The sequence below is a fragment of the Halobacterium sp. GSL-19 genome (genome assembly GCF_016917855.1).
Taxonomy (GTDB): Archaea; Halobacteriota; Halobacteria; order Halobacteriales; family Halobacteriaceae; genus Halobacterium; species Halobacterium salinarum.
Genome location: NZ_CP070377.1, coordinates 1,839,085 through 1,863,403, shown reverse-complemented (window position 1 = coordinate 1,863,403; position 24,319 = coordinate 1,839,085). Strand labels below are relative to the sequence as shown.

The window sequence follows — 24,319 nt, the reverse complement described above, 5'->3', positions numbered from 1 at the left end:
GCTCAGGCATGAGTCTGGACTTCGACGCCGATACCCCCGTCGTGGGGATGGTACACCTCTCCCCCCTGCCGGGCGCGCCCGGGTACGACGACGGCAACCGCCCAGCCATCCGTGACGCCGCGCTCCGGGACGCCAGCCGCCTCGAAGCGGGTGGTGTCGACGCCCTCCTCGTGGAGAACTTCGGAGACGCACCCTTTTACCCCGACGACGTGCCGAAGCACGTCGTGGCGTCGATGGCGGCGCTCGTCCGTGACATCACCCGAGAGACCGAGGTTCCGGTCGGCGTCAACGTGCTGCGCAACGACGCCGAAGCGGCGGTCTCGATCGCCGCCGCCACGGACGCCGACTTCGTGCGCGTGAACGTCCACACCGGCGCGCGACTCACCGATCAAGGCGTCGTGGACGGCCAGGCCGCCGAAACAGTCCGTCTCCGGGACCGCCTGGACGCCGCCGGGGTCTCGATGCTCGCCGACATCGACGTGAAACACTCCGCGGCGCTGGCCGAGCGCCCGCTGAGCGAGGGTGTCGCCGAGCTGCTGGAGCGCGGCCACGCCGACGGCGTGATCGCCAGCGGCGCGGGCACCGGCCACGCCACCGACCACGACCACCTCCAGGCGGTCGTCGACGCGCGGGACCGCCTGGACGCCGACGCCCCCGTCTTCGTCGGCAGCGGCGTCACCCAGGAGACGGTGGGCGCCACGCTGGACCTCGCGGACGGCGCGATCGTCGGCACCGCGCTCAAGGAGAACGGCGAGACGACCGCGCCCGTCGACGGCGACCGCGTCCGGGCACTCGTGGACGCGGCCCGCTAATCCGGGAGGTCGCTGGGGCTCGCCAGCCCGCCGCGCGCACCCTCGCGGGTGCAGTTCTGTGCGGCGGCTGCCGCGGCGATCCGGCCCGCGTCACGAACGCCGGCGTCGCCGAGGACCCACGCGTGAACCAGCGCCGCAGTGAACGCGTCCCCGGCGCCGGTCGTGTCGGTCACGTCGACGGCACGGGCCGGCGCGTGAACGGTGGTCGCGGGCGTCGCGAGAAACGCCCCGTCGCTCCCGTCGGTGACAGCGACCCGGGACGCCCCCATGGCGGCGAACTCACTGGCCGCGCGCTCCGGGCCGACGCCCACATGGGAGTCGGCGGCGCCCGCGTTCGCAACGAACAGATCAGCCGTCGCCGCAGCGGCGTCGACGGTGTCGGCTGCCGCCCCGCGGCCGTCGAGCTCGGCGCGTGGCCCCGCGAGGTCGAACGCCAGCGCCGACACCGCCCCACTGCGGCGCAGCGCCACGAGATCGCGGACCACGCCGTCGGGCGCGTACGCGCTCGTGAACACGCAGTCGGCCGCCCGGAGGGCGTCCCGATCGCTGCTCGTGAGCGCCACCCCCGGGACGGCGTCCCCACCGGCGACGATCATGCGATTGCCCTCCGGGCCACGAAGCACGAGCGCGTACGACGTGGCGTCGTCGCCGCGCCGAACCCGGGTGGCGTCGACGCCCCACTCGGCCAGCGACGCGCGCACCCGATCCCCGGCGTCGTCGCGGCCGACCCGGGACACCACCGCGGCGTCGTGATCGAGGGCGGCAAGCGCGCACGCGACGTTGGCAGCGACACCGCCCGCGCGCTCGGTGTAGTCCCGGACGAACGCGCCGCCGTCGGGAGCCGGGAGGTTCGACAGCCCGTACACGCGATCGAGCACCGCGCTTCCAACGGCGACAACAGCGGCCATGCGGACCTACTGGTCGTGGGCTCCCGCGAGCCACTTGTCCGAGTACGCCGTCCCACACGAACAGTAGGCGTACGCGTGGATCACGTCGCCGTCGGCGTAGAGCCCACCCACCTCCTCGTTTTGGGCCTCCGCGAACGAGAACACGAACTGAAGGGTGTGATCCTCGCCCGGCCCGTCGACGGCGTTCGGACAGCGCCCGTCGACGAGCGCGGCGTCGACGTCACCGGGCGTCTGCATCGCTGTCGATCCGAACTCCATGGCCTGCATGCCGGTCAGCGTCTCGAAGACGCTGCGGCCGGACTCCCCGTCGACGACGAGCACGACGCCCGGCGTGTCCGGCTGGGCGCCCCGGATGTCGGCGACGCGCTCGGCGTCGGCGCGGTCGGCCAGCGTCTCAGCGTCGGACACGTACGACTCCGCGAGATACAGCGCGACGTGGTCGGTGCGGTCGCCCGCAAGATAGGCGTCGTAGTCGCTCACGCGCCAGGATACACGATGACCGCGAAAAAGCGTGGCGTTGTTACTCGTCGTCGCCGTCAGCGCCCAGCAGCTCCGCGACAGGCTCCTCGCCGTGTTCGGCGATCGCGACGTTGAGCTGCGCGACAGCCTCCGAGACTTCCTTCCCGCGGACGGTGACCCGCTTGCGCTCGCCGTCCTCGTCGGGGTTGAATCCAGCGCCCCCCTCCAGCAGGACTTCCATGAGGTCGCTGCCGTCGACGTCCTCCCGCATCGGCCGGCCGGCGTCGTCGCTGCCGCCCGTGATTTCGACGGTGTACCCCTCAAGGCCGACGGCACCGCCATCAACCGCAGCGCCGATCTCGCGACCGATGAATCGGTTCGCGTCCTGTCCGTCAACCTCGAATTGGTAGGTGCGTCCCGACTCGGGGTCGGCGACGGCGACCTGGAACGTAGCCATGCGTGCAACCAGTCCGGCGTGATTCAAAAACCCGTCGAAGCCGCCCAGGAGCGACGCTAACGGGGTTCAGACACACTGCCGGGGGATCACCCCGAGAAGCGGCCGGTGAAACGCACCGGTCGTGTCGCGCCGCGGCGGCGCAAACGACACCACGACGCCCGTCGGAGCAGCTTAGAACGGGTAGTCGCGGGTCTCGCGCTGAATGCTCACCCACTTCTCCTGGGTGAACTCGTTGAGGACGTACTCGCCGTTGTACCGGCCGAGCCCGGAGTTCTTGTACCCGCCGAAGGGAAGGTGGGGCTCCTGGTTGACGGGCTGATCGTTGATGTGGATCATGCCGGTGTCGATGCGGTCGGCGATGTCACGCGCCCGACCGGTGTCGCCCGCGTGCACGCTGCCCGAAAGCCCGTACTCGGTGCTGTTTGCGATCTCCACGGCTTCGTCGTCGTCGGAGAACGGGATCACCGGCGCGACCGGCCCGAAGTGCTCGTTGCACGCCGCCGCCATGTCGTTGGTGGCGTCCGAGAGCACGGTCGGCTCGACGACGAGGCCGTCGTGGTCCCCGCCGGTCTCGAGCGTCGCGCCCGCGTCGACAGTCCGCTCGATGTAGTCCAGGATCTGATCGCGCTGGCTCTCGTCGATGATCGGGCCAACGACCGTGTCGGCGTCGTGGGCCGTCCCGGTCGGCAACGCGGCCGCACGCTCCGTGAGGCGCTCGACGTACTCGTCGTAGACGTCCTCGTGGACGACGTGGCGGTTGATCGAGATGCAGATCTGCCCGGAGTGCAGGAACGATCCGAAAACCCCGCTGTCCACGGCGTCGTCGAGGTCCGCGTCCTCCGTGACGATGTGGACGTTGTTCCCACCGAGCTCCATCGCCGGCAGCGCGAGGTTCTCGCCCGCCGTCGCGGCGACCTGGCGGCCGATCGCGGTCGACCCAGTGAACGAGATCACGTCGGCGTGGGGGTGACCGGCGATCCGGTCACCGATCTCGCTGCCCTTCCCCGTGACGACGTTGAACACGCCCTCGGGCAGCCCCGCAGCCTCGAACACCTTCGCGATGAGCAGGCCGCCGGTCACCGGCGTGTTCGACGCCGGCTTGAGCACGACGCTGTTGCCGGCCGCAACCGCCGGCGCGACCGCGCGGATCGAGAGGTTCAGCGGGAAGTTCCACGGCGAGATGATCCCCACAACGCCCTGTGGCTCACGCACCACGATGTTCTCCTTGCCCTCGACCACGGACTGCTTGTGGTCGCCGTTCATCCGCGTCGGGAACGACGCCGCCTCGTCGGTGATCCCGACCGACGCCTCGAATTCGGCCGCGCCCTTCGTGTACGTGGTTCCGGACTCCGTCGCCAGCAGGTCGACGACCTCGTCGCGATGGGATGCGAGGATCTCGCTCGCCGCCGCAACGATGCGCGCACGCTCCTGGGGCGGCGTGTCAGCCCACTCCGTCTGTGCGTCCGCGGCGGCCTCGTAGGCGGCGTCGACGTCGTCAGTCGTCCCGGCTGGGATCTCAGTGAACAGCTCGCGTGTCGATGGGTCATCGACTTCGAGCGTCCCCCGATCTCCCGGCGGGACGTACTCACCGTCGATGTACTGTACGTTCCAGTCGACGTCACCGAAGTCAAGGTCGGACATCAACGTGTAATTGGGGACGAGCCACCCTAACCCTTGGCCCCGCGGCGGATACCGAGTGTTGAAGCGCGAACCACACTTCGACCCACCGACGCACCCAAGCAGCGCCCGACGATACACTCCCACGATGGACCTTCGGTTCCTCGGCGGCGCACGCGAAGTCGGCCGGAGTGCCCTGCTCGTCGACGAGTCCCTCCTGCTTGACTTCGGGACGAAGGCCGACACACCACCCCAGTTCCCGGTGTCGACACCCACGCCGGACGCCGTCGTGGCGAGCCACGGCCACCTCGACCACGTCGGCACGATCCCCGCACTGCTCTCCGGCACGCACAGGCCCCCGATCCACTGGACGCCACCGACGTACGAGCTCGCGCTCACACTCGCGCGCGACACCCTGAATCTCCACGGCGGAACGTACCACTGCCCGTTCATCGAGAACGACATCAAGCGCGTCACGGAGGTCTCCCGCACCCACGGGTACGGCGTCCCCTTCGACGCCGCAGGCTACGAAGTCACGTTCTACAACGCGGGCCACGTTCCGGGCAGCGCGCACGTCCTCGTTGACGACGGCGACACCCGGCTGCTCTACACGGGGGATTTCCACACGACCGATCAACGCCTCGTCTCGGGGACGACCGCACGCCCCGAGGCCGACGTGGTCGTCTGTGAAAGCACGTACAGTGACGTGACCCACGACGACCGGGACAGCGTCGAGACGCGGTTCGCGGAGAGCGTCAAGACGACGCTGTGGGAGGGGGGCACGGTCGTCGTCCCGGCGTTCGCCATCGGACGCACCCAGGAGCTGCTGCTCGTCTGTGACGCCCACGACATCCCCTGTTACGTCGACGGGATGGGGAAACGAGTCACCGAGATGCTCCTCCGATACCCCGGGTTCGTCCGTGACGGCGATGCGCTCCGGCGCGCGAAGTCCCACGCCAGGTTCGTGACGGGCCGGGACGGACAACGCAAACGCATCGCTGACCAGCAAGCTGCGATCGTCACGACCAGCGGTATGCTGTCTGGCGGTCCCGCGATGACGTACATCCCCGAGATCCGATCGAACCCCGTCAACAAGATCGCGATGACCGGCTATCAGGTCGCCGGCACCCCGGGGCGGTCGCTCATCGACTCGGGGCGCGCGGAGATCGACGGCCGAGTGCTGCCCGTGAGCGCGCAGGTCGAACAGTACGACTTCTCCGCGCACGCCGACCACGCCGGCCTGCGCGCCTTCCTCGACGACTACCGGGACGCCACCGTGCTCGTGAACCACGGCGACGACTGTGCGGCGTTCGCGGACGCCCTCCGTGACGCAGGGTTCACCGCGCGTGCCCCCGAACGGGACGACACCTGTCCGGTCTGACGACCACTAAGAACGCCGAGCATAGGCTTAACTTGCGGCCACGCATACCCCGCAGACATGACCGACGATCAACACGACGCCAGCGAAGAACGCGCGCACCTCGACGACGTCGAGGACGGCGCTGGCTGCACGGAGATCTGGGAACGGCTCTCCGGTCACCGGGCGGACGCCACCGAGCCCGACCGCTGATCCGCCACAGATGGTAAACGTTTAACCGCACCACGCCCTCACGTGTACTCGTGGGCCGATAGCTCAGCCCGGCAGAGCGTCTGGCTTTTAACCAGACGGTCGAGGGTTCAAATCCCTCTCGGCCCGTTCGACCGCTGTTCTCCGTAACCGATTCAGTTCGCGCGCGTCAGCCACGCCACACCCACACCAACTGCGATCGCGGCGACGGCCCCACTGATCTGGAACGCTGTCACCGCACCACCGGGACCGTACTGCCACGGCATCCCGACGAGCGTCGCTGCGCCGACCAGCGCAACGAACGCCCCGACACTAACTCCCAGAACATCTAGCGTGTCTGCAGCGCCGTTCATACCGACCCAGTCACCACCGATTAGGTTAACCCTGACGGATCGCCGCCCTCAGTACCGCGACGGGAGGAACGAGAACATGACCAGCAACACCGCGGCCGCGCCGGAGAAGATCGTAACCCCACGCAGTCCGTCCATGCGCTCGGCGAAATACTCCTGTGCCTCCACATCGCTCGCGTAATCCTCGTGATCGGTCGTCAACTCAAGCACAGGCTCGCCGCTGGACCCCGACTCGATGTACGCCGTATACTCGGTGTCCTGCACCTCAGTGGTCTCGCCACTGCCGAACTCCAGCTCGTTCGTCCGCGGCGCGAACCACTCGACGGTCACCGCTGACTCCGACACCGACGCCACCGCGGTCTCGTTGTCGTTGCCATCGTAGGTGACCGCGTCACCGACGCTGAACGCCAAGACGTCCTGCTCGGGGAGATACTCCTCGCGGGGCACGAGCGTCTGCGTCTCCCCCTCGGGCACGATCACGTACGTGGTCCCGTTGCGCTCGACGGTCGGCCGATCGACCGACTGCACCTCCCGCAGCTCGAACGCCCCCACGGACGCGTTCGTCACACGCACCGAATAGTTCTGCCCGGACACCGCCACCGAATCGTTTGCACTCCACGTCGCCGTGTATCGCGCCGATTCGTTCTCCCACGTCGCTGTCGCGGACTGCGCGGACACCTCCGAGAACGTATACTCGGTCCCCGACATCACGCGCTGCTCGCCCTGCGTGATGCTGTACTCCGGATCATCCAGCGACACGGACGGCTGCTCTGCCGCCCCAAGTAACGTGTACGACCCCACCGCAAACACAAGGAAAATCGCGACGGATACCACCGCAGCACGTCGTTGCATACTCGAACCCTTGGGAGGGGTGCGTATAATCGTTACTTTCCACGGCCACAACGAGCAACCCCACGCGCGGGCCGAACACCCCGGGTATAGCCACCCGATTCACCGCTCCACGACCACTGCCGACTGTGTTGCCACTCGAACCGTCACTCGCTGCTGAAAAGCCAAGGGCCGGATTTGAACCGGCGATGAGCGGCTCTGCAGGCCGCCGCGTTAGGCCGAACTCTGCCACCTTGGCACACGACTACGTACCGGTGTCCCGCCAATAAACGTAGCGGTCTCCAGTCAAAACTGCAAAAAGCCCCGAACAGCACCGCTGCTGTTCGAAGCATGAATGAGAGTATGAATAGTAGGCGGCGAACCGGATTTCCCAGAGGCTCGCGCACTCCAGTACTGACCGGAACGCAGGCGGGCTTATCTTCCGTGTTCGGGATGGGTACGGGAGTAACCCCACCGCTATGGCCGCCTTAATACCGACCAACGGAATCGAACCGTTGTACGCCGACGTCGGCGGACGTCCGTATGTAAGTGCAATCCAGTAAACGCCTGGACTCGACCACGTATGTGGTGAGTGCATGAGTGTGTGGCATTGACCTGTTAGTGCTCGCGGGCTAAACGTCTCGTTGCCTCGACGCGTACACCCCAAGTCTATCGAACTCGTCTTCTACGAGCGGTCTCAGTGGTGCTTCTTTTCCAGGTGGGTTTCGAGCTTAGATGCATTCAGCTCTTACCCCGTGGTGCGTAGCTGCTCGGCACATGCCCTCTCGGACAACCGATACACCAGTGGCACCCGTTCGTAGTTCCTCTCGTACTATACGAACGTTCCTGTCAAGCACCAAAACACCCCCAATAGATAGCAGCCGACCTGTCTCACGACGGTCTAAACCCAGCTCACGACCTCCTTTAATAGGCGAACAACCTCACCCTTGCCCGCTTCTGCACGGGCAGGATGGAGGGAACCGACATCGAGGTAGCAAGCCACTCGGTCGATATGTGCTCTTGCGAGTGACGACTCTGTTATCCCTAAGGTAGCTTTTCTGTCAGCAATTGGCCGCATCAAGCAGCCTAATTGGTTCGCTAGACCACGCTTTCGCGTCAGCGTCCCTCGTTGTGTAGGACACTGTCAGCCTATCTTATGCTCTTGCACTCTTCGCCGAGTCTCTGACTCGGCTGAGATAGGCTTAGGGCGCGCTCGATATCTTTTCAAGCGCGTACCGCCCCAGTCAAACTGCCCGGCTACCGGTGTCCTCCTCCCGGAGTGAGGGTCACAGTCACTGACGGGTAGTGTTTCATGTGTGACTCGGTGGCGTGCTAGCGCACGTACCTGTGTAACGTCTCCTACCTACTCTGCACATCAGCGACCGTGTCCCAGCGACAGCCTGCAGTAAAGCTCTATAGGGTCTTCGCTTCCCCTTGGGGGTCTCCAGACTCCGCACTGGAACGTACAGTTCACCGGGCCCAACGTTGGGACAGTGAGGCTCTCGTTGATCCATTCATGCAAGCCGCTACTGAAGCGGCAAGGTACTACGCTACCTTAAGAGGGTCATAGTTACCCCCGCCGTTAACGGGTCCTTCGCCCCATTGTACTGGGTGTTCAGATACCCGCACTGGGCAGGATTCAGTGACCGTACGCGTCCTTGCGGATTTGCGGTCACCTATGTTGTTATTAGACAGTCGGAGCCTCCGAGTCACTGCGACCTGCCTCATTGCGAGGCAGGCATCCCTTATCGCGAACTTACGGGACTAACTTGCCGAATTCCCTAACGTCGGTTATTCCCGACAGGCCTTGGCTTCCTCTGCCAGAGCACCTGTGTCGGATCTCGGTACGAACACCGTACTCGCCTTTTCACGGGCCCCAGATTGACTTGAGTTTCCCTGTTCCGACGTTCGTTCGCTTCCTGCCATTACGGCTTCCACGAACTTCGACGGTTCGACCGGGCGAATGCCCGGCTCAAGCTGCTCCGAGGCGTCGACTTTCAATGTACGGTGGCACTGGAATATTAACCAGTTTCCCTTTTGACCCGCTCGAATTACGACGGGCCTTAGGATCGGCTAACCCTCGGCTGATAAGCATTGCCGAGGAACCCTTGCTCTTTCGGCCATCGGGATTCTTACCCGACTAACGCTGCTACTATGGCCAGGATTTTCTTTTCCACTCGGTCCACTCGAGTTCTCACCCGAGCTTCCACCCGAACAGAATGCCAACCTACTGGATCACGGTGTTACCCGTGCCGTTAGGTCTCGGTGGCGAACTTGAGCCCCGATCATTTTGGGCGCCTCGAACCTCGGCCGGTAAGCTGTTACGCTTTTCTTAGAGGGTAGCTGCTTCTAAGCTCACCTCCCGGCTGTCTAGGGCTCGAGACCACCTTCAATCGCACTTAGCTCGCACTTTGGGACCTTAACCTAACTCTGGGTTGTCTCCCTCACGGTGCACAGGCTTACCCCGCACACCGGATTCCCTGCGTCGACGGCGTCCGTAGGTTTGGAGTTTGACAGGGGAGACAACTCCTCTCGGAGTTGAACTCCCCAATCGGTCGCTCTACCCCACGAACTACCTCGGCAGAGGTCATGCTTCGACATGTTTCGGTTGGAACCAGCTGTTGCCCGGTTCGATGGGCCTTTCACCCCTACACGTAGGTCACGGGAGGGTGTTGAAAGACACCAACCCTAACAGGCCTCCACATGGCTTTCGCCATGCTTCACCTTGCCCACGCGTAGATCACCGGGTTTCGGGTCGTGCCCGTTTGACTCCCCGCGCTTGAACACGGTGGCCCTCGCAATGCTGCGGCCATATTGGTTTCCCTACGCCTTCCCGGATACTCCGGTTAGACTCGTCAAACAGGCACACTCCCTGGCTCGTTTTTCAAAACGTACGACGGAACATCGGCTCCTCTCAGGTCCTACCATGAGTTTGCACTCAAGTCGTTCCCAGAGAGGCCTTTTATGCCCCGTCGCTCCATCGCCACCTGATTTCAAGCCCTATTTCACCCCCCTTTGTGGGGTGCTTTTCAGCGTTCGTTCACACTACTTGTTCACTATCGGTCTCGGAGAGTACTTAGTCTTGGCAGTCGATGCCTGCCACATTCACGAGGGATTTCCAACCCCCGCTACTCTGGAGCTGACGCACGTCGTACTGGTCCGTGATACGGGGCTGTCACCCTGTATCGCGCTCCGTTTCAGGAGACTTCACACGAACGGTCAAACGATGAAAGTCAGTCCGAACACCACATTGCCCGAAGGCTTCGGTTTGGACTGTGCCGCGTTCATTCGCCATTACTAACGGCGTCTCATTCGATTTCTCTTCCTGGCCGTACTGAGATGCTTCAATTCCGGCCGTTCCCCATTGCGCAAGGCAATTGTTATAGGGATTCCCATTAGGAGATCCTGAGTTCTTAGCCTCCGTGCGGCTCCCTCAGGCTTATCGCAGCTTGGCACGTCCTTCGTCGGCATCCGAGCCGAGCTATCCACCAGGTGGCACAGTAGCCACGTTGGTTGTCGACTGCAAAGCAGTCGACGAATATGGTACTCAACCACACGAAGTGGTCGAGATGTTGGCTGTAAACAGCCAACGACGATGAATGCTCACCACACAATGGGTGAGCGCTGTTAAGTCACGGATGTGACTAACAGTCGGTACTCGACCACGGTGGTCGAGTCCAGTGAGCGCCTGGATTGCACTTACACACGGCCGTCATCGCACGTCCCTAGGTGAACAGGGAGCGTGCATCGACCCTTCCCACTCGCACTTTCGCGGAGTGGTGCATCAGTCTTCGTCGCGATTCATCGTTGCCCCGTCTCCCACTTAAGGGACACGATCCAAGATGAACCCCGAACGGGATGGACCCACTGGGATTCGAACCCAGGGCATCCTCCTTGCAAAGGAGGCACTCTACCACTGAGCTATGGGCCCACCTCCCGATTGGGAGGGTATGTTAGCCTTGATGGTTTGTAAGTGCCCAACTGGGCACGACGGCGTCGTTCGGTGAGCTGGAGCGTCGCTCCAGTCTCGGACGTTAGGAGGTGATCCAGCCGCAGATTCCCCTACGGCTACCTTGTTACGACTTAATCCCCCTTGCGGAGCCCAGATTTGACCAGCGCATGCCGGCCTCATCCGAACCCCACTCGGGTGATTTGACGGGCGGTGTGTGCAAGGAGCAGGGACGTATTCACCGCGCGCTGCTGACACGCGATTACTACCGAATCCAGCTTCATGAGGGCGAGTTTCAGCCCTCAATCCGAACTACGATCGAGTTTAGGAGATTAGCGCCTCCTCTCGGAGTGGCTTCCCATTGTCTCGACCATTGTAGCCCGCGTGTTGCCCAGCCCATTCGGGGCATACTGACCTACCGTTGCCCGTTCCTTCCTCCGCTTTGGCAGCGGCAGTCCACCTAATGTACCCAGCTACCCAAAGGGTACTGCTGGCAATTAGGAGTGCGGGTCTCGCTCGTTGCCTGACTTAACAGGACGCCTCACGGTACGAGCTGACGGCGGCCATGCACCTCCTCTCAGTAGCCTCGGGTAAGGTCATCAACCTGACCGTCATTACTACTGTCGGGGCTGGTGAGATGTCCGGCGTTGAGTCCAATTAAACCGCAGGCTCCTCCGGTTGTAGTGCTCCCCCGCCAATTCCTTTAAGTTTCATCCTTGCAGACGTACTTCCCAGGCGGTCCGCTTCTCGGCTTCCCTACGGCACAGCGCAGGCTCGTAGCCTGCGCCACACCTAGCGGACATCGTTTACAGCTAGGACTACCCGGGTATCTAATCCGGTTCGAGACCCTAGCTTTCGTCCCTCACTGTCGGATCCGTTCTCCTGAGGCGCTTTCGCCACCGGCGGTCCGTCCAGGATTACAGGATTTCACTCCTACCCCAGACGTACCCCTCAGGTCTTCCGGTCCCAAGCTGAACAGTTTCCGCTGGACGCCTGCCCGTTAAGCGGACAGATTTCCCAACGGACTTGTTCAGCCAGCTACGGACGCTTTAGGCCCAATAAGATCGGCCATCACTCGGACTGCCGGTATTACCGCGGCGGCTGGCACCGGTCTTGCCCAGTCCTTATTCGTGCACCACCTTACGGTGTACAAAAGTGAAGGCTCTATGCCTTCACACTCGGAGTCCCCTTATCGCACTTTCGTACAGTGTAAAGGTTTCGCGCCTGCTGCGCCCCGTAGGGCCCGGAATCTTGTCTCAGATTCCGTCTCCGGGCTCTTGCTCTCACAACCCGTACCGATTATGGGCACGGTGGGCCGTTACCCCACCGTCTACCTAATCGACCGCAGCCGCATCCTGTGGCGCCGGAGCGTTTCCGGCTTTGCCCCTTCCAGGAGCAAAGCGTTATCGGGGATTAGCCTCAGTTTCCCGAGAGTATTCCCGTCCACAGGGTAGCTTGGCCACGTGTTACTGAGCTTTCCGCTGCGGGTCTAAACCCGCACAACTAGCATGGCTAAATCGGACTCCGATAGCAATGGCCTCCGGCAGGATCAACCGGAATTTGCTGGGATGGTTCCCAGCGACCAAGACTATCAAGTCTTGGTTTGGCGGGGACACGTAATGTGTCCCTTAGCACACGACGTATCGTCGTGGCCAGTTGGATGTCACCAAACCATCAAGGCTAACATCAGATTCCATCTTTACGGCGGACCGCAGGTGTGGAATCCTCATTCCTTCGGACCAGACCGTAGAGTTCGACAGGTCATAAACCCATCGGACTCCGATCAGTCCAAGACGACGTTCGCATTTCCCCGAACGCCCCGTTATTACTTAAGGGCATCGAATCACGCTCGAATCGAGCGTGACGTTTGCCCACCAGGGCGGCGAGGAACACGCGTTAACCACCTGGGAGAACCAGGTAGCCACATTGTCGTTCGCAATTCCTCGTAACGCCCGTTATTACTTAAGGGCATCGAATCACACTCACTGAGAGTGAGACCGACACCATGGAGAGCGTCGAAGAGATGCATCAGCCACCCGGACGAACCGGATAGCCTCATTGTCGTTCGCATCTCATCGGAACACCCGTTATTACTTAAGGGCATCGAATCGAGTTCGGCCGAACGCCGAACCGATCAGCGGAGTCATGCGTCGGCCACCCGTGTAACCGGGCGGCCCCATTGTCGTTCGCATTCCACCGAAGTACCCTGTTGTACTTAAGGGCATCGGACTGAACCCAGTCGGGTTCCGTCCGAACGGGACGAGGGGGCGTCAATCAGTGGCGTCGGGTGCACCGAGCCACCTCACGTCGTTCGCATCTCATCCGAGTGGTGGGGTACATAAAACACCGTCGAACCAGCAGCGCTTCGTGATGGCGGCCCACACCAGGGACACACGCCACAGCGTATTGCGTAGGCGGAGGTCGGCCGGTCATCCCGCGCGAGTGCGTTCGGTCGGGCCGAGTGGTACCCACGCGGGTGCGTGTTGGGTTGGGGCGTTGTAAGCAGTTTCGCCGGAGCTACGTCTCGCGGTGGTCGATGCCCTGCTTGGAGACGTTTGCCTTGGTGATGTCGCCCGGCATCCAGTCGGGTTTGTCGTCGGGAGCGGTTTCCTCCCACGCCCACGCTTCGTAGATGTGGATCTTGTCGGTCCCCTTCTCCCGGAGTTCGATTCGGTTGCGGTCGGCCTCGGACTCCGACTCACCGACATCGTCGAGGCGACGCGCCGCTTTGAGTGCTGCCTGTCGCGGCGTGTTTCCACTGAAGACACTGGGCTCGGTCCCGTCGTCGGTGCGGAGTGCGAAGTTCCGCTTGCCGTCCTCACGTACCATGGTTTCTTCGTGGGATGCAAACACAAGGCCGGAGGATAAATATGTCGGCGATTCTTGGCGTTCGCTTATAAGCAGGCCGGAATGATCGGCACGCGGCGGGGGGACGCGTGGCCACAACGCAACAGGATCGACGGGCGTCGGCCAGCCCCACCCGGAGACACGGGAGGCGAAGCATTCAACCAAGTCGCCGACGCAGACGACGGTGAGAACGCCCCCAATGTATGGACTGCTAAAATCCGCACTGTTCGGACTCCCACCGGAGACCACACACGAGATAACCACGAGTGCCCTCCGGGTTGCACAACGCGTGGGCGCACACCGTGCGTACGCGAAACAGTTCACCGTCACCGATCCGCGACTGTCGGTCGATGCCTTCGGGCAGACGTTCCCGAACCCCGTGGGCATGGCCGCCGGCTTCGATAAGAACGCCGAGATACCGCGCGCGCTTGCCGGGCTGGGGTTCGGGCATATCGAGGTGGGCGCGGTGACCGCCGAGCGACAGCCGGGGAACGACCGGCCACGGCTGTTTCGCCTGCCGGATGACAACGCGCTGGTGAACCGAATGGGGTTCAACAACGAGGGCGCGGACACCGTAGGGGCGCGGTTGGACGCCGAGCCACTGCCCGACGTTCCGGTGGGCGTGAACATCGGGAAATCCAAGACCACGCCGCTAGCGGACGCCCCCGACGACTACACGTACACGTTCAGCCGTGTCGGCGACGCCGTCGACTACGTCGTCGTGAACGTCTCCAGCCCGAACACCCCCGGTCTCCGGGAGTTGCAGGGCCGCGACCAGCTGGCGGCGATCTTGGAGGCCTTGCAGGACGCTGGTGCCAGCCCGTTGTTGGTGAAGCTGTCCCCGGACCTCCACCAGGACGCGGTGGCTGACGCCGTCGAGTTGGCCAACGACCTCGGCCTCGACGGGATCGTGGCGACGAACACGACGACCGAGCGCCCAGAATCGTTGAGCCACCCACACGCCGGCGAGCAGGGCGGGCTGTCCGGAGCGCCGATCCGTGAGCGCGCGACCGAACAGGTGCGGTTCGTCGCGGAGCGCACCGACCAGCCGGTCGTGGGCGTTGGGGGCGTCGCGACGGCCGAGGACGCCTACGAGAAGATCCGCGCGGGCGCAAGCGTGGTGCAGTTGTACACGGCGTTGGTGTACGAGGGGCCGTGGGTTGCAAAGCGGATCAACGAGGGGTTGGTGTCGTTGCTCGAACGCGACGGGTTCGACAGCGTCGAGGACGCCGTCGGTGCGGACCTGTAGCTAACGGAGCGCGTCGAGTTCGAACTCGAAGCCGGCGACCGGCACTTCGACGTCGTGTTCGACGATGACGCCGGGGTGGAGTTCACCGATGACGCCGGCCGGCTGGCCGTCGATCTCGATGGTGGCGGCGCGCCCGTCGATGAACGACGGATGAGTGGTGGGCGGCGTTTCGAGGGCGACCGCGAACTCGTCGCAAAGCGCCTGGAGGCGGGCCTTGGCGTCCTCGTAGGAGGCGTCGTTGCGGGCCAGCACGGCGGCGACGGTGCGGCGTTCGGCGACCCCGGTCTGGGTGTCGCCGTCGGCGTGGGCGGCGAACCCGACTTCGGCGAGGTCCTGCGGATACGCGTGGTGGGTGTTCGTCTCCAGAACCATCGCCAGCGAGGGCAGCGCCCACGTGCGAAGGATCGTGAAGTCCTGGCTGTAGGGTTCGGCGATGGTGGCCGGCTGGGCCGCGCCGACCGCGTCGTGGTCGGGGGTCAGCCGCATGCGGTCGAAGTTCTCGGCCTCGCTGGTCATGTTGAAGTTCAGGAGATCCTCGAACCCGAGCCCGACGAGCGCCTGTCGCACCGAGCGTTCGAGGCGCGAGGATTCGGTGCGGCCGCCGATGGTGTTGACGTCGGGATAGCGGGGCGTGAGGTCGTTGAAGTCGTACGCGCGCCCGAGGTCGTCGACGACATCGACGGGGTGGCGGACGTCGACGCGGTAGGGCGGGATTTCGACGTCGTAGCCGTCGTCGGTCGGGGTGGCGTCGAGGCCGGCGCGTTCGGCGAGATCGACGACCGCCTCGGTGGTGAACTCGACGCCGAGCAGCGTCTCGATCCGGTCGTGGCTGACGTGTTTGGTGCGGACCGCGAAGTCGGGGCGGTGGAGCTCGCGGTCGGGGTAGTCGACGGTGACGTCCTCGATGGTCGCCCCACGGGCGTCCAGCGCGTAACAGATGATGGCGCACATCCGGTCGATGGTCCACTGGTCGGTGCCGGTGAGTTCGACGAACAGCTCCCGGGAGTCGGTGGTGACCTCGGTGCGGCGGCCGTTGATGACCGGCGGGAAGCTGAACAGCCCGATGTCGTCGTAGATCGCTGGGTAGGTGTCGTGGTCGGCCAGGAGGTCGGCGTACGTCTCGCCGGTGGGGTGTTCGGTGAGCACGTCGGCGGGCGTGCGTTCGGCGTCGTCGTCGAGCGGGACGAACGTGTCGCCGTCGGGGTCGATGCCCGTGTACGTGAGCGAGCGTGCGGCGGTGCCGTCGCCGTCGACGGTGTCGCCTTTGAGCATCGCGAGGTCGTGGATGCCGATGGCGCCCTTCGCTCGCTTGCGGCCCATCGTGGCGTGCAGTTTCTCCTGGAGCTGGATGAGCGAGTCCAGGGCGTCCGCGTCGAGGTCGACGCCCCGGATCACGGCGCCGGTGACGTACGGGCGATCCGCAGGGACGTCGGTGACGTCGATCGCCCACTCCGGGGCGTTGGTGTCCGGGATGTCGACCCCGCGGTCGTCGCCGGCGTGGTAGCGCAGACTGCGCGCGATGCCTTCGACGGAGAGGCGGTCGAGGCGGTCGGCTTCGAACTCGAGTTTGAAGTCGCCGTCCTCGGTTTCGCCCTCGTATTCGATGCCGAGCCCGAAGAGGTCCTGGCGGAGCTCGTCGTCGTCCTTGCTGCGGTGGCCGGTGAGCCGGCGGAGTTCGTCGGGGTCGATGTCGACGACGGGCATCAGTACACCACCTCCGCGTTCCGCAGGAACCCAACGTCACACAGCGTCCCGTGGACGTCCCGGATGTCCTCGAAGCCGGTCATCAGCATGAGCAGGCGTTCGAGGGCCAACCCCCACGCCATCACGTCGCCGTCGACGTCCAGCGGGTCGAGCATCTCCGGGCGGAAGATGCCGGAGTTCCCGATCTCGATGAGCTCCCCGGTCTCGGGGTGGCGGCCGAACAGTTCGAAGCTGGGCTCCGTGTAGGGGTTGTACGTGGGCTTGAACTGGAGGTCGTGGATGCCGAACTGGCTGTAGAACTCCCGGAACGTCCCCATGAGGTCCCGCACCGAGAGGTCGTCGGCCAGCACCCAGCCTTCGATCTGGAAGAACTCCAGGAGGTGGGTGGCGTCGAGAGTGTCGTTGCGGTAGGCCTTTTCGACGCTGAAGTAGCGGGCGGGGGCCTCGACGTCCGCGTCCGCGAGGCCGGCGAGGTGGCGGGCGGTGAGGCTCGTCGTGTGTCCGCGAAGCGCGAGCGCACGCGCGAAGTCCTCGTCCCACGGCGAGTGGTAGCCGTCGCCGTCGTCACCGGCCCCCTCGCGGTGCGCGCGTTCGACGCGCTCGACGAGGGCGTCGGGCAGTTCGTCGATCCGCGCGGGGTTCGAGAGCGCGAACCGGTCCCAGTGGTTCCGGGCGGGGTGGTCCTGTGGCATGAACAGGCAGTCGTTGATGTAGAAGTCGGCGTCGACGTGGGGCCCCGCCATCTCCTGGAACCCCATCCCGACGAGGACGTCAGTGACGCGTTCGGCGGCCTGCCGGAGGACGTGTGTCTTGCCGGGCGTGTGGTCGGCGGCGTCGGCGGCGACGTTGTAGTCCGCGAACTCGACGTCCGCCCACTCGCCGGACGCGAGCAACTCGGGGGTGAGCTCGCCGACCTCGTCGGTGGCTTCGACGCCGGCCATCAGTTCCGTGACGCCGGCCTCGGTGAGCGTCACTGAGCGCACCGTGCGCTCGCTGACGGTCACGAGATCGCGGCTGGCGAGCTGATCGAGGACGGCGTCGTCGGCGAGGGTGTCGCCGGCGGCGAGCGTGGCGAGGGCGTTCGCTTCGGGATCGTCGTCGGGGTCTGCGTCGGGGTCAGCGGCGAGTGCGCCCGAGTCGATGGTGCCGTATCCCTTCCGGGCGTAGTTCGACAGCGCGATGTCGACTTGAGCGCCGTCGAGTCCGGCAGCGCCGATGACGTGGCCCATCTCGACGGGGGTGTCGTCGGCACCCGCGTCGAGGGCGGCCCGGTAGAGGCGGACCTCCGGGAGTCCGTCCGTGGCGTAGGCGTGGCCTTCGTCGGTGAGCGAGACCGTCGTCGTGGTGGTCTCGGTGACAGCGACCAAGCCCTCGGCTTCGAGGGCGAGGGCCGCGCCGGCGATCGTCTCCGGCGGGTAGTCGGTGTCCGCCGCGAGGGCCTCGATGCGTTGGGGGTCGTCGGTGCTCGCTGCGTCGAGCACCGCGACCTGTTGTGTTGGGAGTTGCATGTCGTGTAGGCGTGCGTGGCAGTCAGTTATCGGTTCCGAACGACGGCGGTCCCCTGTCGGTGGGGCAACGACGCGTTAGGCGTCGAAGAAGAATCCGAACCCTGGATGCGGCGCTGTTTCGGGCCTCATGCATCGGATCTGGGGTTCGGGCACCATGTTCGGGGCGACGGGGGCGGTGGGGAAAAGCGTTCCGTCGGGGGTGGGTTACGCTGGCGGATCGTCGATGGGGCCGAGCCCGAGCGTGCGTTCGGCGGCCGCCGCAACCGCGGGGACGTGGTCGTCCGGGGTGTAGACGCCGAAGCGCCACTGGGCGCGCTGGGAGGCGAGCATGCCGTCGACGAGCGGGCTCTGTTCGTCGAGCCGGCGGGTGTCGCCGTTGACGGTGACCCGGACCGAGGACTCCGGCATCGAGGGCGCGCCGGGCGTGTCGATGACGACGGCGGTGGCGGGGACGCCGGCAGCGTCGGCGACCTGGGATTCGAGGTCGCGGACGGTCCGGTAGTCGGCGGTGGCAACGTCGTCGGGGACGGCGTCGCGTTCGGTCCAGACGGCGCGCTTGTAGAGGTCGCGGTTGCGGATGCGGCGGGCGGCGTCCTGGGTTGCGGGGCAGTCCCGGAGCACGGCGAGGAGGTCGGCGTCGGTGAACCGCGCGAACGTCTCGGCGTCGAGGTCGGTGGTGTCGAGCAGGCGGGCGCTCGCGCGGTCGAGCATCGCGCCCGCGATGCGGGAGACGTGGTGGCGGTAGACGGTGGCGTTCATGAGCGCGCGCCCGACGAGCACGCTCTCGGCGGTGGCGACGTTGCCCTCGGCGAGCACGAGGTCGCCGTCCCGGAACGTGAGCGCGCGCAGCAGCCGACCGTGATCGATGGTGCCGTAGGGGACGCCGGTGTGGTGGGCGTCCCGCACGAGGTAGTCCATGCGATCGACGTCGAGTTCCCCGGCGACGAGTTGGCCGAGTTTGCCGTGTCCGGCGACGAGGGCGGCGACTCGGTCGGGGTCGAGGCCGTGGGCCGCGAGCACGGCACCGGGCTCGCCGTTGGAGACGAGGTGGGCGACGTCGTCGTGGTGGCGGTCGAGGCGGCGCTGGATGATGCCTTCGGTCTGGTGGCCGTAGGGGCCGTGGCCGATGTCGTGGAGGAGGGCGGCGGCACGGACGGTGTCCGCGCGCGTGCCGGAGATGTCGAGGTGGGCGAGCGCGCGGTCGGCGAGGTGGTAGACGCCCAGGGAGTGCTCGAAGCGGGTGTGGTTGGCCGACGGGTAGACGAGGCGGATGGTGGAGAGTTGCTTGATGTGGCGGAGCCGCTGGACGGGTTCGGTGTCGAGCAGCGCCGCCGCGACGCCGTCGGCTTCGATGTAGTCGTGGACGCTGTCCTTGATGGCGCGCATTCGTCCGGGGCGTGGTGGGGCGGCGTCAAAGATGGTTCGACACGGTGTCGAAACGGGCTTGCGTGGACGCCGCATAGCTGTGGGCATGGATCGGCCGCGCATTGCGTTGGTGAACGCCGCACACGAGCCGGGTGAGACGGCGCGGAACTTCCGCCGGGAGTTGGACGCTGAGCTGGTGGAGTTCCACGCGAAGGGCGGGCGGGTGCCGGGGCACACGGAGTTCGATGGGGTGGTGGTCACCGGGTCGAAGTCGTCGGTCTACTGGGACGAGCCGTGGATCGAGGCGCTGTGTGACTACGTCGAGGACGTGCACGCTGCGGGGGTGCCGGTGTTGGGCGTGTGTTTCGGGCATCAGGTGCTCGCCGAGGCGCTTGGGGGGGCCGTCGAGGACATGTCGGGGTTCGAATTGGGGTACCGAACCGTCGAGCGCGTCGCCGACGACCCGCTCTTCGAGGGGCTGCCGGAGTCGATGACCGCGTTCACCACCCACGGCGACGTGGTCACGGAGTTGCCGGCGGCGGCGACGCTGCTGGCGGAGAACGACTACGGCATCCACGCGTTTCGCGTGGGGCAGTCGGTCGGCGTGCAGTTCCACCCGGAGTACGACACGGAGACCGCCGAGCGCATCGCCACCGAGAAGGACGTCTCGGAGGCGCGCCGGGACGCAGTGCTGGCGGGGATCACGCCGGAGGCGTACGCGGCGGCGTGCGAGACCAAGCGGCTGTTCGAGAACTTCACACGGCAGCTCGGGCGGGGCACGGACGGCGGAGCCGAAAACTAGCAGGGTTTTTTTACGCATTGGGTCTGAGTACCACGTATGCTCGACTACGTGGGATTGGAGGCGGACCTCGACAGCGAGGAGCGCTTGATCCGGGACACGGCGCGGGAGTTCGTCGACGAGCACGTGCAGGACGACATCGGCGAGCACTACTTGGACGGGACGTTCCCGACGGAGCTCATCCCGGAGATGGGCGAGATGGGGTTTTACGCGCCGAACCTCGACGGCTACGGGCTGCCGAACGTGTCGGAGACGGCCTACGGCCTCCTGATGCAGGAGTTGGAGGCGTGTGATTCGGGGCTGCGGTCGATGGCGAGCGTCCAGGGGGCGCTCGTGATGTATCCGATTCACGCGTTCGGCAGCGAGGCCCAAAAGGAGCGATGGCTGCCGGCCCTGGGTGCGGGGGAGGCGGTGGGGTGTTTCGGGTTGACCGAGCCCGAACACGGCTCGAACCCGTCGGCGATGGAGACAACGGCGGAGCCGGACGGCGACGAGTACGTCCTGAACGGGTCGAAGACGTGGATCACGAACTCGCCGATCGCGGACGTGGCGGTCGTGTGGGCCAGGGACCACGGCGAGGACGGCACGCCGGTCCGGGGGTTCCTCGTGGAGACGGACCGCGACGGCGTCACCACCAACGAGATCGACGAGAAGCTCTCGCTGCGCGCGTCGATCACCGGCGAGATCAGCCTCCGGAACGTCCGCGTGCCGGCGGAGAGCCGGCTGCCCGGCGTCGAGGGGATGAAGGGGCCGTTGTCCTGTCTGACGCAGGCCCGCTACGGCATCGCGTGGGGGGCGGTGGGTGCGGCCCGCAACTGCTTCGAGACCGCACGGGAGTACGCCACCGACCGCGAGCAGTTCGACCAGCCCATCGGGGGGTTCCAGATGCAACAGGACAAGCTCGCGGAGATGGCGACACAGATCACCACGAGTCAGTTGCTCGCCCACCGGCTGGCCGGGCTCAAGGAGCGCGGTGACCTCCGGCCACAGCACGTTTCGATGGCCAAGCGCAACAACGTCCGGATGGCCCGCGATCAGGCGCGTGTCGCCCGCGAGATGCTGGGCGGGAACGGCATCACGACGGATTACCCGCCGATGCGCCACATGGCGAACATGGAGACCGTCTACACGTACGAGGGCACCCACGACATCCACACGCTGATTCTCGGCGAGGACCTCACGGGCATGCAGGCCTACCAGTAGGCGCGATCAGTCCCGCGCCGGCGGGTCGTCGCGCACGATGTTGCCGAGCAGCGCCCGGCGGTCAGCGCCCGCTCGGTAGAGGCGTTCCCGAAGCGATGCGTACCCGGGCACCGAGCCGAGCGCGCCGAACACCGGCTGGAGCGCCGGGACGTCGTGGACGAGCGTGCGCTCGATGGCTTCCCCACAGGAGTAGACGGCGTCGTCGGTGAGCAGGTGCGCGCAGTTCTCGTAGTCCTCGGGCAGCCGCGCGCGCTGGTCGGGGGACAGCTCGGTGAATCCGACGAGGGCCACGTCGCCGTGGCGGGACGCGACGTTCGCGCACCACGTGCAGAACCCGCAGTCGTCGTCGAACACCAGCCGCGGTGGGTGGTCGTGTGTCGGTGCCATGGGTGGTTAGTCGAACCGCCCCGTGATCGTGCCACACGACTCACAGACCGTGTGGATCTCGTCGCGGGCGTCCGCGAGCGTGATTTCCTGGGTGGTTTCGCCCCCGCAGTCGGGGCACTCGCGGAGCGTTTCCGTGTCGCCGGCGTCCTGTGGAGCGCCGACGGCGAGCGCGCGCACCCGTTCGTCGCCCTCGTTGACGCCGCGCTGGAATTCGCCGGGCCCGAAGCGCGCGAGTTCGCCCGCGGAGACGGCGACGTCGCCGTCGAGCGTGCGGAACGTGACCGTGCCGGCGAGCACGTAGAACACTTCTTCCTGGGCGGCGTGGGCGTGGAAGCCGTAGGAGAAGCTGTCGCCGGGCGCGAGCTCGTAGACGTTCATCGCGGCGTCCGAGAGGCCGAGCGCGTCCGTCAGCGGGAGGCTGCGGGCGGCCGGGCCCATCCGGGAGTCGAGGTCGTCGAGGCGCACTGTCCGCATACGCGGGAGTGGGGGTGTCACGCGCATAAGCCTGCGGGGTCGGTGGCGTGTCGCCCGAGGGATTCATACCGGCTGCGGCCCCAGCGTGGGTATGGCAATCGACCCGCAGTTCACGGAGAACCGAGCGCAAGTAGACACCCACAAGGGACACGACGTCTGGGGGCCGGTCGAGGAACCCGAGAAGCTCGGGGTGCACGGCACCCACGTGGCGGTTGACTTCGACATCTGCCTGGCGGACGGGGCGTGCCTGGAGGACTGCCCCGTGGACGTCTTCGAATGGGTGGAGACGCCCGACCACCCCGAAAGCGAGCGGAAAGCCGACCCGGCGAACGAGACGCAATGCATCGATTGTATGCTCTGCGTGGACGTGTGTCCGGTGGACGCGATCGACGTCGATGCCGGGCGCGCCTAGGGCGGGGTTACGACCGCTCGATCTCGAGTTGGTCGCGGAGCTGCTGGAGCGCGTCGCTGTCGGAGATGTCTTCCAGGCGCTGTTGGAAGTGCTGCTCGCAGACGCCGACTTTGAGGCCGCTTTTCTCGACGGTGAGGTCGGCGTCCCGGTCGCAGTAGTGACACTGCATGAAGGATCGTTGGGGCTGGAGCCACCTGAACCCCACGACAGTGACACGACTAGCGGGTGTTAGCCGGCGAGGCGTGTGCGGACGGCGGCGTAGGCGTCGCGGTCGAGGCCGGCGGTGCCGAGCGTGTGGTCGTGGGCGTCGGTGCCGCCGGTGGGGATGAGGTCGTGGGTGTCGATGGCGTCGGCGACGAGTGCAGCGCCGTCGTCGGGGGCGGTGCCGACAGGGCGGTCGTAGGGGTAGTGGGCTTCGACGGCGTCGAGGGCCGCACAGAGCGCAAGCGCGTGCTGTGGGTCGTCGTATCGAAGCGGGTGCGCGAGGCCGACGAGGCCGCAGGCGTCGGTGAGGAGGTCGACGCCGGTCTCGAAGTCGGGGACGTCGCGGGCGACAAAGCAGGGGCCGTCGTTGCCGATGAGGCTGTCGAAGACGGCGTCCATGGTGTCGTAGTCGGTGTCGGGGTGGGCGGTGATGGCGCGCGCGATGTGGGGGCGGCCGAGGCCGGGCCGCGGTTCCAGCGGGAGTGAGACGCCGAGTCTGGCTTCGACGCGGTCGATGATGCGGCGGCCGCGGTCGCGGCGGTCGCGCTGGATGCGGTCGCATTCGGCGGTGAGGGCGTCGGTGCCGTGGACGCCGTAGCCGAGGAGGTCGACGCGTTGGGGGCCGGTGTCGACGCGGAGTTCGATCCCGTGGATGACAGTGATGTCGTCGCGGACGGTGACCGGGGCGTCGAGGGCGGGGTGGAGGCGGTCGTGGTCGGTGATCGCGACGGCGGTGACGCCCGCGTCGTGGGCGGCGTCGGGGACGGCGTCGATGGTGAGTGTGCCATCGGAGTTGGTGGTGTGGACGTGGAGATCCGCGTGAACCATACGGATAGGCGGTGGGCGCGGCACCTAAACGTCGTGGTCGGTGCAGCGGACGAACGTTCATGATCGACCACCCAGAATACTCTTGTGGAGCGAGCCCGACGTGTACAATCATGACGTTCAAACAGGCCGCGGACGTATTGCACGCACAGGAGTATCCGGCCAGCGCGTCGGCGATCGCGGCCGCGTGTGGGGACGTGGAACTGGAGTCCGCCGGCGGGGAGGATCTCAGGACGGTGATCGCGCGCACCGGCGTGGACGAGTTCGCGTCCGCCACCGAGGCGACGTTTGCGGTGTATGGGGCGCTGCCGGCGGCGGCGGTCGGCAGGATCGGGTACACCGACCGTGACCCGGATCCGATGGGCGTTGAGGGCAGCGATCCGGTCTCGTTTTGA

General features: G+C 65.8%; 22 protein-coding genes, 3 tRNA genes and 3 rRNA genes. 9 read left to right on the top strand and 19 right to left on the bottom strand.

The features are described from left to right. Window positions 1-8: 8 nt before the first annotated feature. A complete protein-coding gene (locus JT689_RS11630) occupies window positions 9-812 on the top strand; it encodes a BtpA/SgcQ family protein (RefSeq protein WP_205251277.1) in 804 nt (267 codons plus the stop codon). On the opposite strand, the gene JT689_RS11625 is transcribed toward JT689_RS11630, so the two are convergent. From JT689_RS11625 to JT689_RS11610, 4 genes are all read right to left on the bottom strand, one after another. After that, the gene (locus tag JT689_RS11625) at window positions 809-1,720 is read right to left on the bottom strand and encodes a carbohydrate kinase family protein (RefSeq protein WP_010903880.1); all 912 of its coding nucleotides are present in this window, start codon (window positions 1,718-1,720) and stop codon (window positions 809-811) included. The two genes, JT689_RS11630 and JT689_RS11625, sit on opposite strands and share 4 nt — an antisense overlap. Before the next feature lie 6 nt (window positions 1,721-1,726). Beyond that, window positions 1,727-2,200, bottom strand: coding sequence for a DUF5807 family protein (locus JT689_RS11620; protein WP_205251276.1), 474 nt, complete (start codon window positions 2,198-2,200; stop codon window positions 1,727-1,729). A 40-nt stretch (window positions 2,201-2,240) separates the two neighbouring features. Further along, window positions 2,241-2,636, bottom strand: a complete 396-nt coding sequence (locus JT689_RS11615; RefSeq protein WP_205251275.1) for a 30S ribosomal protein S6e — start codon at window positions 2,634-2,636, stop codon at window positions 2,241-2,243. A 171-nt stretch (window positions 2,637-2,807) separates the two neighbouring features. Continuing rightward, the gene (locus tag JT689_RS11610) at window positions 2,808-4,277 is read right to left on the bottom strand and encodes an aldehyde dehydrogenase family protein (RefSeq protein ID WP_010903877.1); all 1,470 of its coding nucleotides are present in this window, start codon (window positions 4,275-4,277) and stop codon (window positions 2,808-2,810) included. Window positions 4,278-4,401: 124 nt separating this feature from the next. Between JT689_RS11610 and JT689_RS11605 the strand changes: the two genes are divergently transcribed. From JT689_RS11605 to JT689_RS11600, 3 genes are all read left to right on the top strand, one after another. Then, a complete protein-coding gene (locus JT689_RS11605) occupies window positions 4,402-5,634 on the top strand; it encodes an MBL fold metallo-hydrolase (protein WP_205251274.1) in 1,233 nt (410 codons plus the stop codon). A gap of 57 nt (window positions 5,635-5,691) precedes the next feature. After that, window positions 5,692-5,823, top strand: coding sequence for a hypothetical protein (locus JT689_RS12450; RefSeq protein WP_267875139.1), 132 nt, complete (start codon window positions 5,692-5,694; stop codon window positions 5,821-5,823). Between the two features lie 52 nt (window positions 5,824-5,875). After that, window positions 5,876-5,949, top strand: a tRNA-Lys gene (locus JT689_RS11600). A 26-nt stretch (window positions 5,950-5,975) separates the two neighbouring features. Here the strand turns inward: JT689_RS11600 and JT689_RS11595 are convergent. From JT689_RS11595 to JT689_RS11560, 8 genes are all read right to left on the bottom strand, one after another. Then, window positions 5,976-6,173, bottom strand: a complete 198-nt coding sequence (locus tag JT689_RS11595; protein ID WP_010903874.1) for a hypothetical protein — start codon at window positions 6,171-6,173, stop codon at window positions 5,976-5,978. A 48-nt stretch (window positions 6,174-6,221) separates the two neighbouring features. Then, the gene (locus JT689_RS11590) at window positions 6,222-7,022 is read right to left on the bottom strand and encodes a hypothetical protein (protein WP_205251273.1); all 801 of its coding nucleotides are present in this window, start codon (window positions 7,020-7,022) and stop codon (window positions 6,222-6,224) included. Between the two features lie 159 nt (window positions 7,023-7,181). Next, a tRNA-Cys gene (locus JT689_RS11585) sits at window positions 7,182-7,257 on the bottom strand. A 110-nt stretch (window positions 7,258-7,367) separates the two neighbouring features. After that, window positions 7,368-7,489, bottom strand: a 5S ribosomal RNA gene (gene rrf / locus JT689_RS11580). A gap of 108 nt (window positions 7,490-7,597) precedes the next feature. Beyond that, a 23S ribosomal RNA gene (locus JT689_RS11575) occupies window positions 7,598-10,511 on the bottom strand. Between the two features lie 346 nt (window positions 10,512-10,857). Continuing rightward, window positions 10,858-10,929, bottom strand: a tRNA-Ala gene (locus tag JT689_RS11570). A gap of 105 nt (window positions 10,930-11,034) precedes the next feature. After that, window positions 11,035-12,507 (bottom strand): 16S ribosomal RNA (locus JT689_RS11565). The 16S, 23S and 5S rRNA genes sit together here with 2 tRNA genes alongside, the layout of an rRNA operon. A gap of 957 nt (window positions 12,508-13,464) precedes the next feature. Continuing rightward, window positions 13,465-13,776: a non-histone chromosomal MC1 family protein gene (locus tag JT689_RS11560; RefSeq protein WP_010903872.1), complete on the bottom strand. Its 312-nt coding sequence runs from the start codon at window positions 13,774-13,776 to the stop codon at window positions 13,465-13,467. 217 nt (window positions 13,777-13,993) lie between these two features. On the opposite strand from JT689_RS11560, the gene JT689_RS11555 reads away from it, so the two are divergent. Beyond that, window positions 13,994-15,043, top strand: coding sequence for a quinone-dependent dihydroorotate dehydrogenase (locus JT689_RS11555; protein ID WP_010903871.1), 1,050 nt, complete (start codon window positions 13,994-13,996; stop codon window positions 15,041-15,043). On the opposite strand, the gene pheT is transcribed toward JT689_RS11555, so the two are convergent. From pheT to JT689_RS11540, 3 genes are all read right to left on the bottom strand, one after another. Beyond that, window positions 15,044-16,747 carry a phenylalanine--tRNA ligase subunit beta gene (pheT, locus tag JT689_RS11550; protein WP_010903870.1) on the bottom strand — a complete coding sequence of 568 codons (1,704 nt, stop codon included), beginning with the start codon at window positions 16,745-16,747 and terminating at the stop codon, window positions 15,044-15,046. After that, the gene (locus tag JT689_RS11545) at window positions 16,747-18,255 is read right to left on the bottom strand and encodes a phenylalanine--tRNA ligase subunit alpha (protein WP_205251272.1); all 1,509 of its coding nucleotides are present in this window, start codon (window positions 18,253-18,255) and stop codon (window positions 16,747-16,749) included. The genes pheT and JT689_RS11545 overlap by 1 nt, the downstream gene beginning before the upstream one ends. 204 nt (window positions 18,256-18,459) lie before the next feature. After that, a complete protein-coding gene (locus JT689_RS11540; RefSeq protein ID WP_010903868.1) occupies window positions 18,460-19,641 on the bottom strand; it encodes an HD domain-containing protein in 1,182 nt (393 codons plus the stop codon). Window positions 19,642-19,726: 85 nt separating this feature from the next. Between JT689_RS11540 and JT689_RS11535 the strand changes: the two genes are divergently transcribed. Both JT689_RS11535 and JT689_RS11530 read left to right on the top strand, forming a co-directional pair. After that, complete coding sequence (locus JT689_RS11535) at window positions 19,727-20,422, top strand: type 1 glutamine amidotransferase (protein ID WP_205251271.1); 696 nt, start codon at window positions 19,727-19,729, stop codon at window positions 20,420-20,422. Between the two features lie 36 nt (window positions 20,423-20,458). Further along, window positions 20,459-21,622 carry an acyl-CoA dehydrogenase family protein gene (locus JT689_RS11530; protein WP_012289518.1) on the top strand — a complete coding sequence of 388 codons (1,164 nt, stop codon included), beginning with the start codon at window positions 20,459-20,461 and terminating at the stop codon, window positions 21,620-21,622. 6 nt (window positions 21,623-21,628) lie between these two features. Here JT689_RS11530 and JT689_RS11525 read toward each other — a convergent pair whose 3' ends face one another. Continuing rightward, window positions 21,629-22,009 (bottom strand): DCC1-like thiol-disulfide oxidoreductase family protein, encoded by a 381-nt coding sequence (locus JT689_RS11525; RefSeq protein WP_205251270.1) that lies wholly within the window; start codon window positions 22,007-22,009, stop codon window positions 21,629-21,631. Window positions 22,010-22,015: 6 nt separating this feature from the next. After that, on the bottom strand, window positions 22,016-22,483 hold the full coding sequence (locus JT689_RS11520) for a cupin domain-containing protein (RefSeq protein WP_012289517.1): 468 nt from the start codon (window positions 22,481-22,483) through the stop codon (window positions 22,016-22,018). A 91-nt stretch (window positions 22,484-22,574) separates the two neighbouring features. Between JT689_RS11520 and JT689_RS11515 the strand changes: the two genes are divergently transcribed. Continuing rightward, a complete protein-coding gene (locus tag JT689_RS11515; protein ID WP_010903863.1) occupies window positions 22,575-22,895 on the top strand; it encodes a ferredoxin family protein in 321 nt (106 codons plus the stop codon). Between the two features lie 7 nt (window positions 22,896-22,902). Here JT689_RS11515 and JT689_RS11510 read toward each other — a convergent pair whose 3' ends face one another. Both JT689_RS11510 and JT689_RS11505 read right to left on the bottom strand, forming a co-directional pair. Next, a complete protein-coding gene (locus tag JT689_RS11510) occupies window positions 22,903-23,064 on the bottom strand; it encodes a DUF6757 family protein (protein ID WP_012289516.1) in 162 nt (53 codons plus the stop codon). Between the two features lie 59 nt (window positions 23,065-23,123). Beyond that, window positions 23,124-23,927, bottom strand: a complete 804-nt coding sequence (locus JT689_RS11505) for a PHP domain-containing protein (RefSeq protein ID WP_010903861.1) — start codon at window positions 23,925-23,927, stop codon at window positions 23,124-23,126. Between the two features lie 110 nt (window positions 23,928-24,037). On the opposite strand from JT689_RS11505, the gene JT689_RS11500 reads away from it, so the two are divergent. Next, on the top strand, window positions 24,038-24,319 hold the full coding sequence (locus JT689_RS11500; protein ID WP_070807660.1) for a hypothetical protein: 282 nt from the start codon (window positions 24,038-24,040) through the stop codon (window positions 24,317-24,319).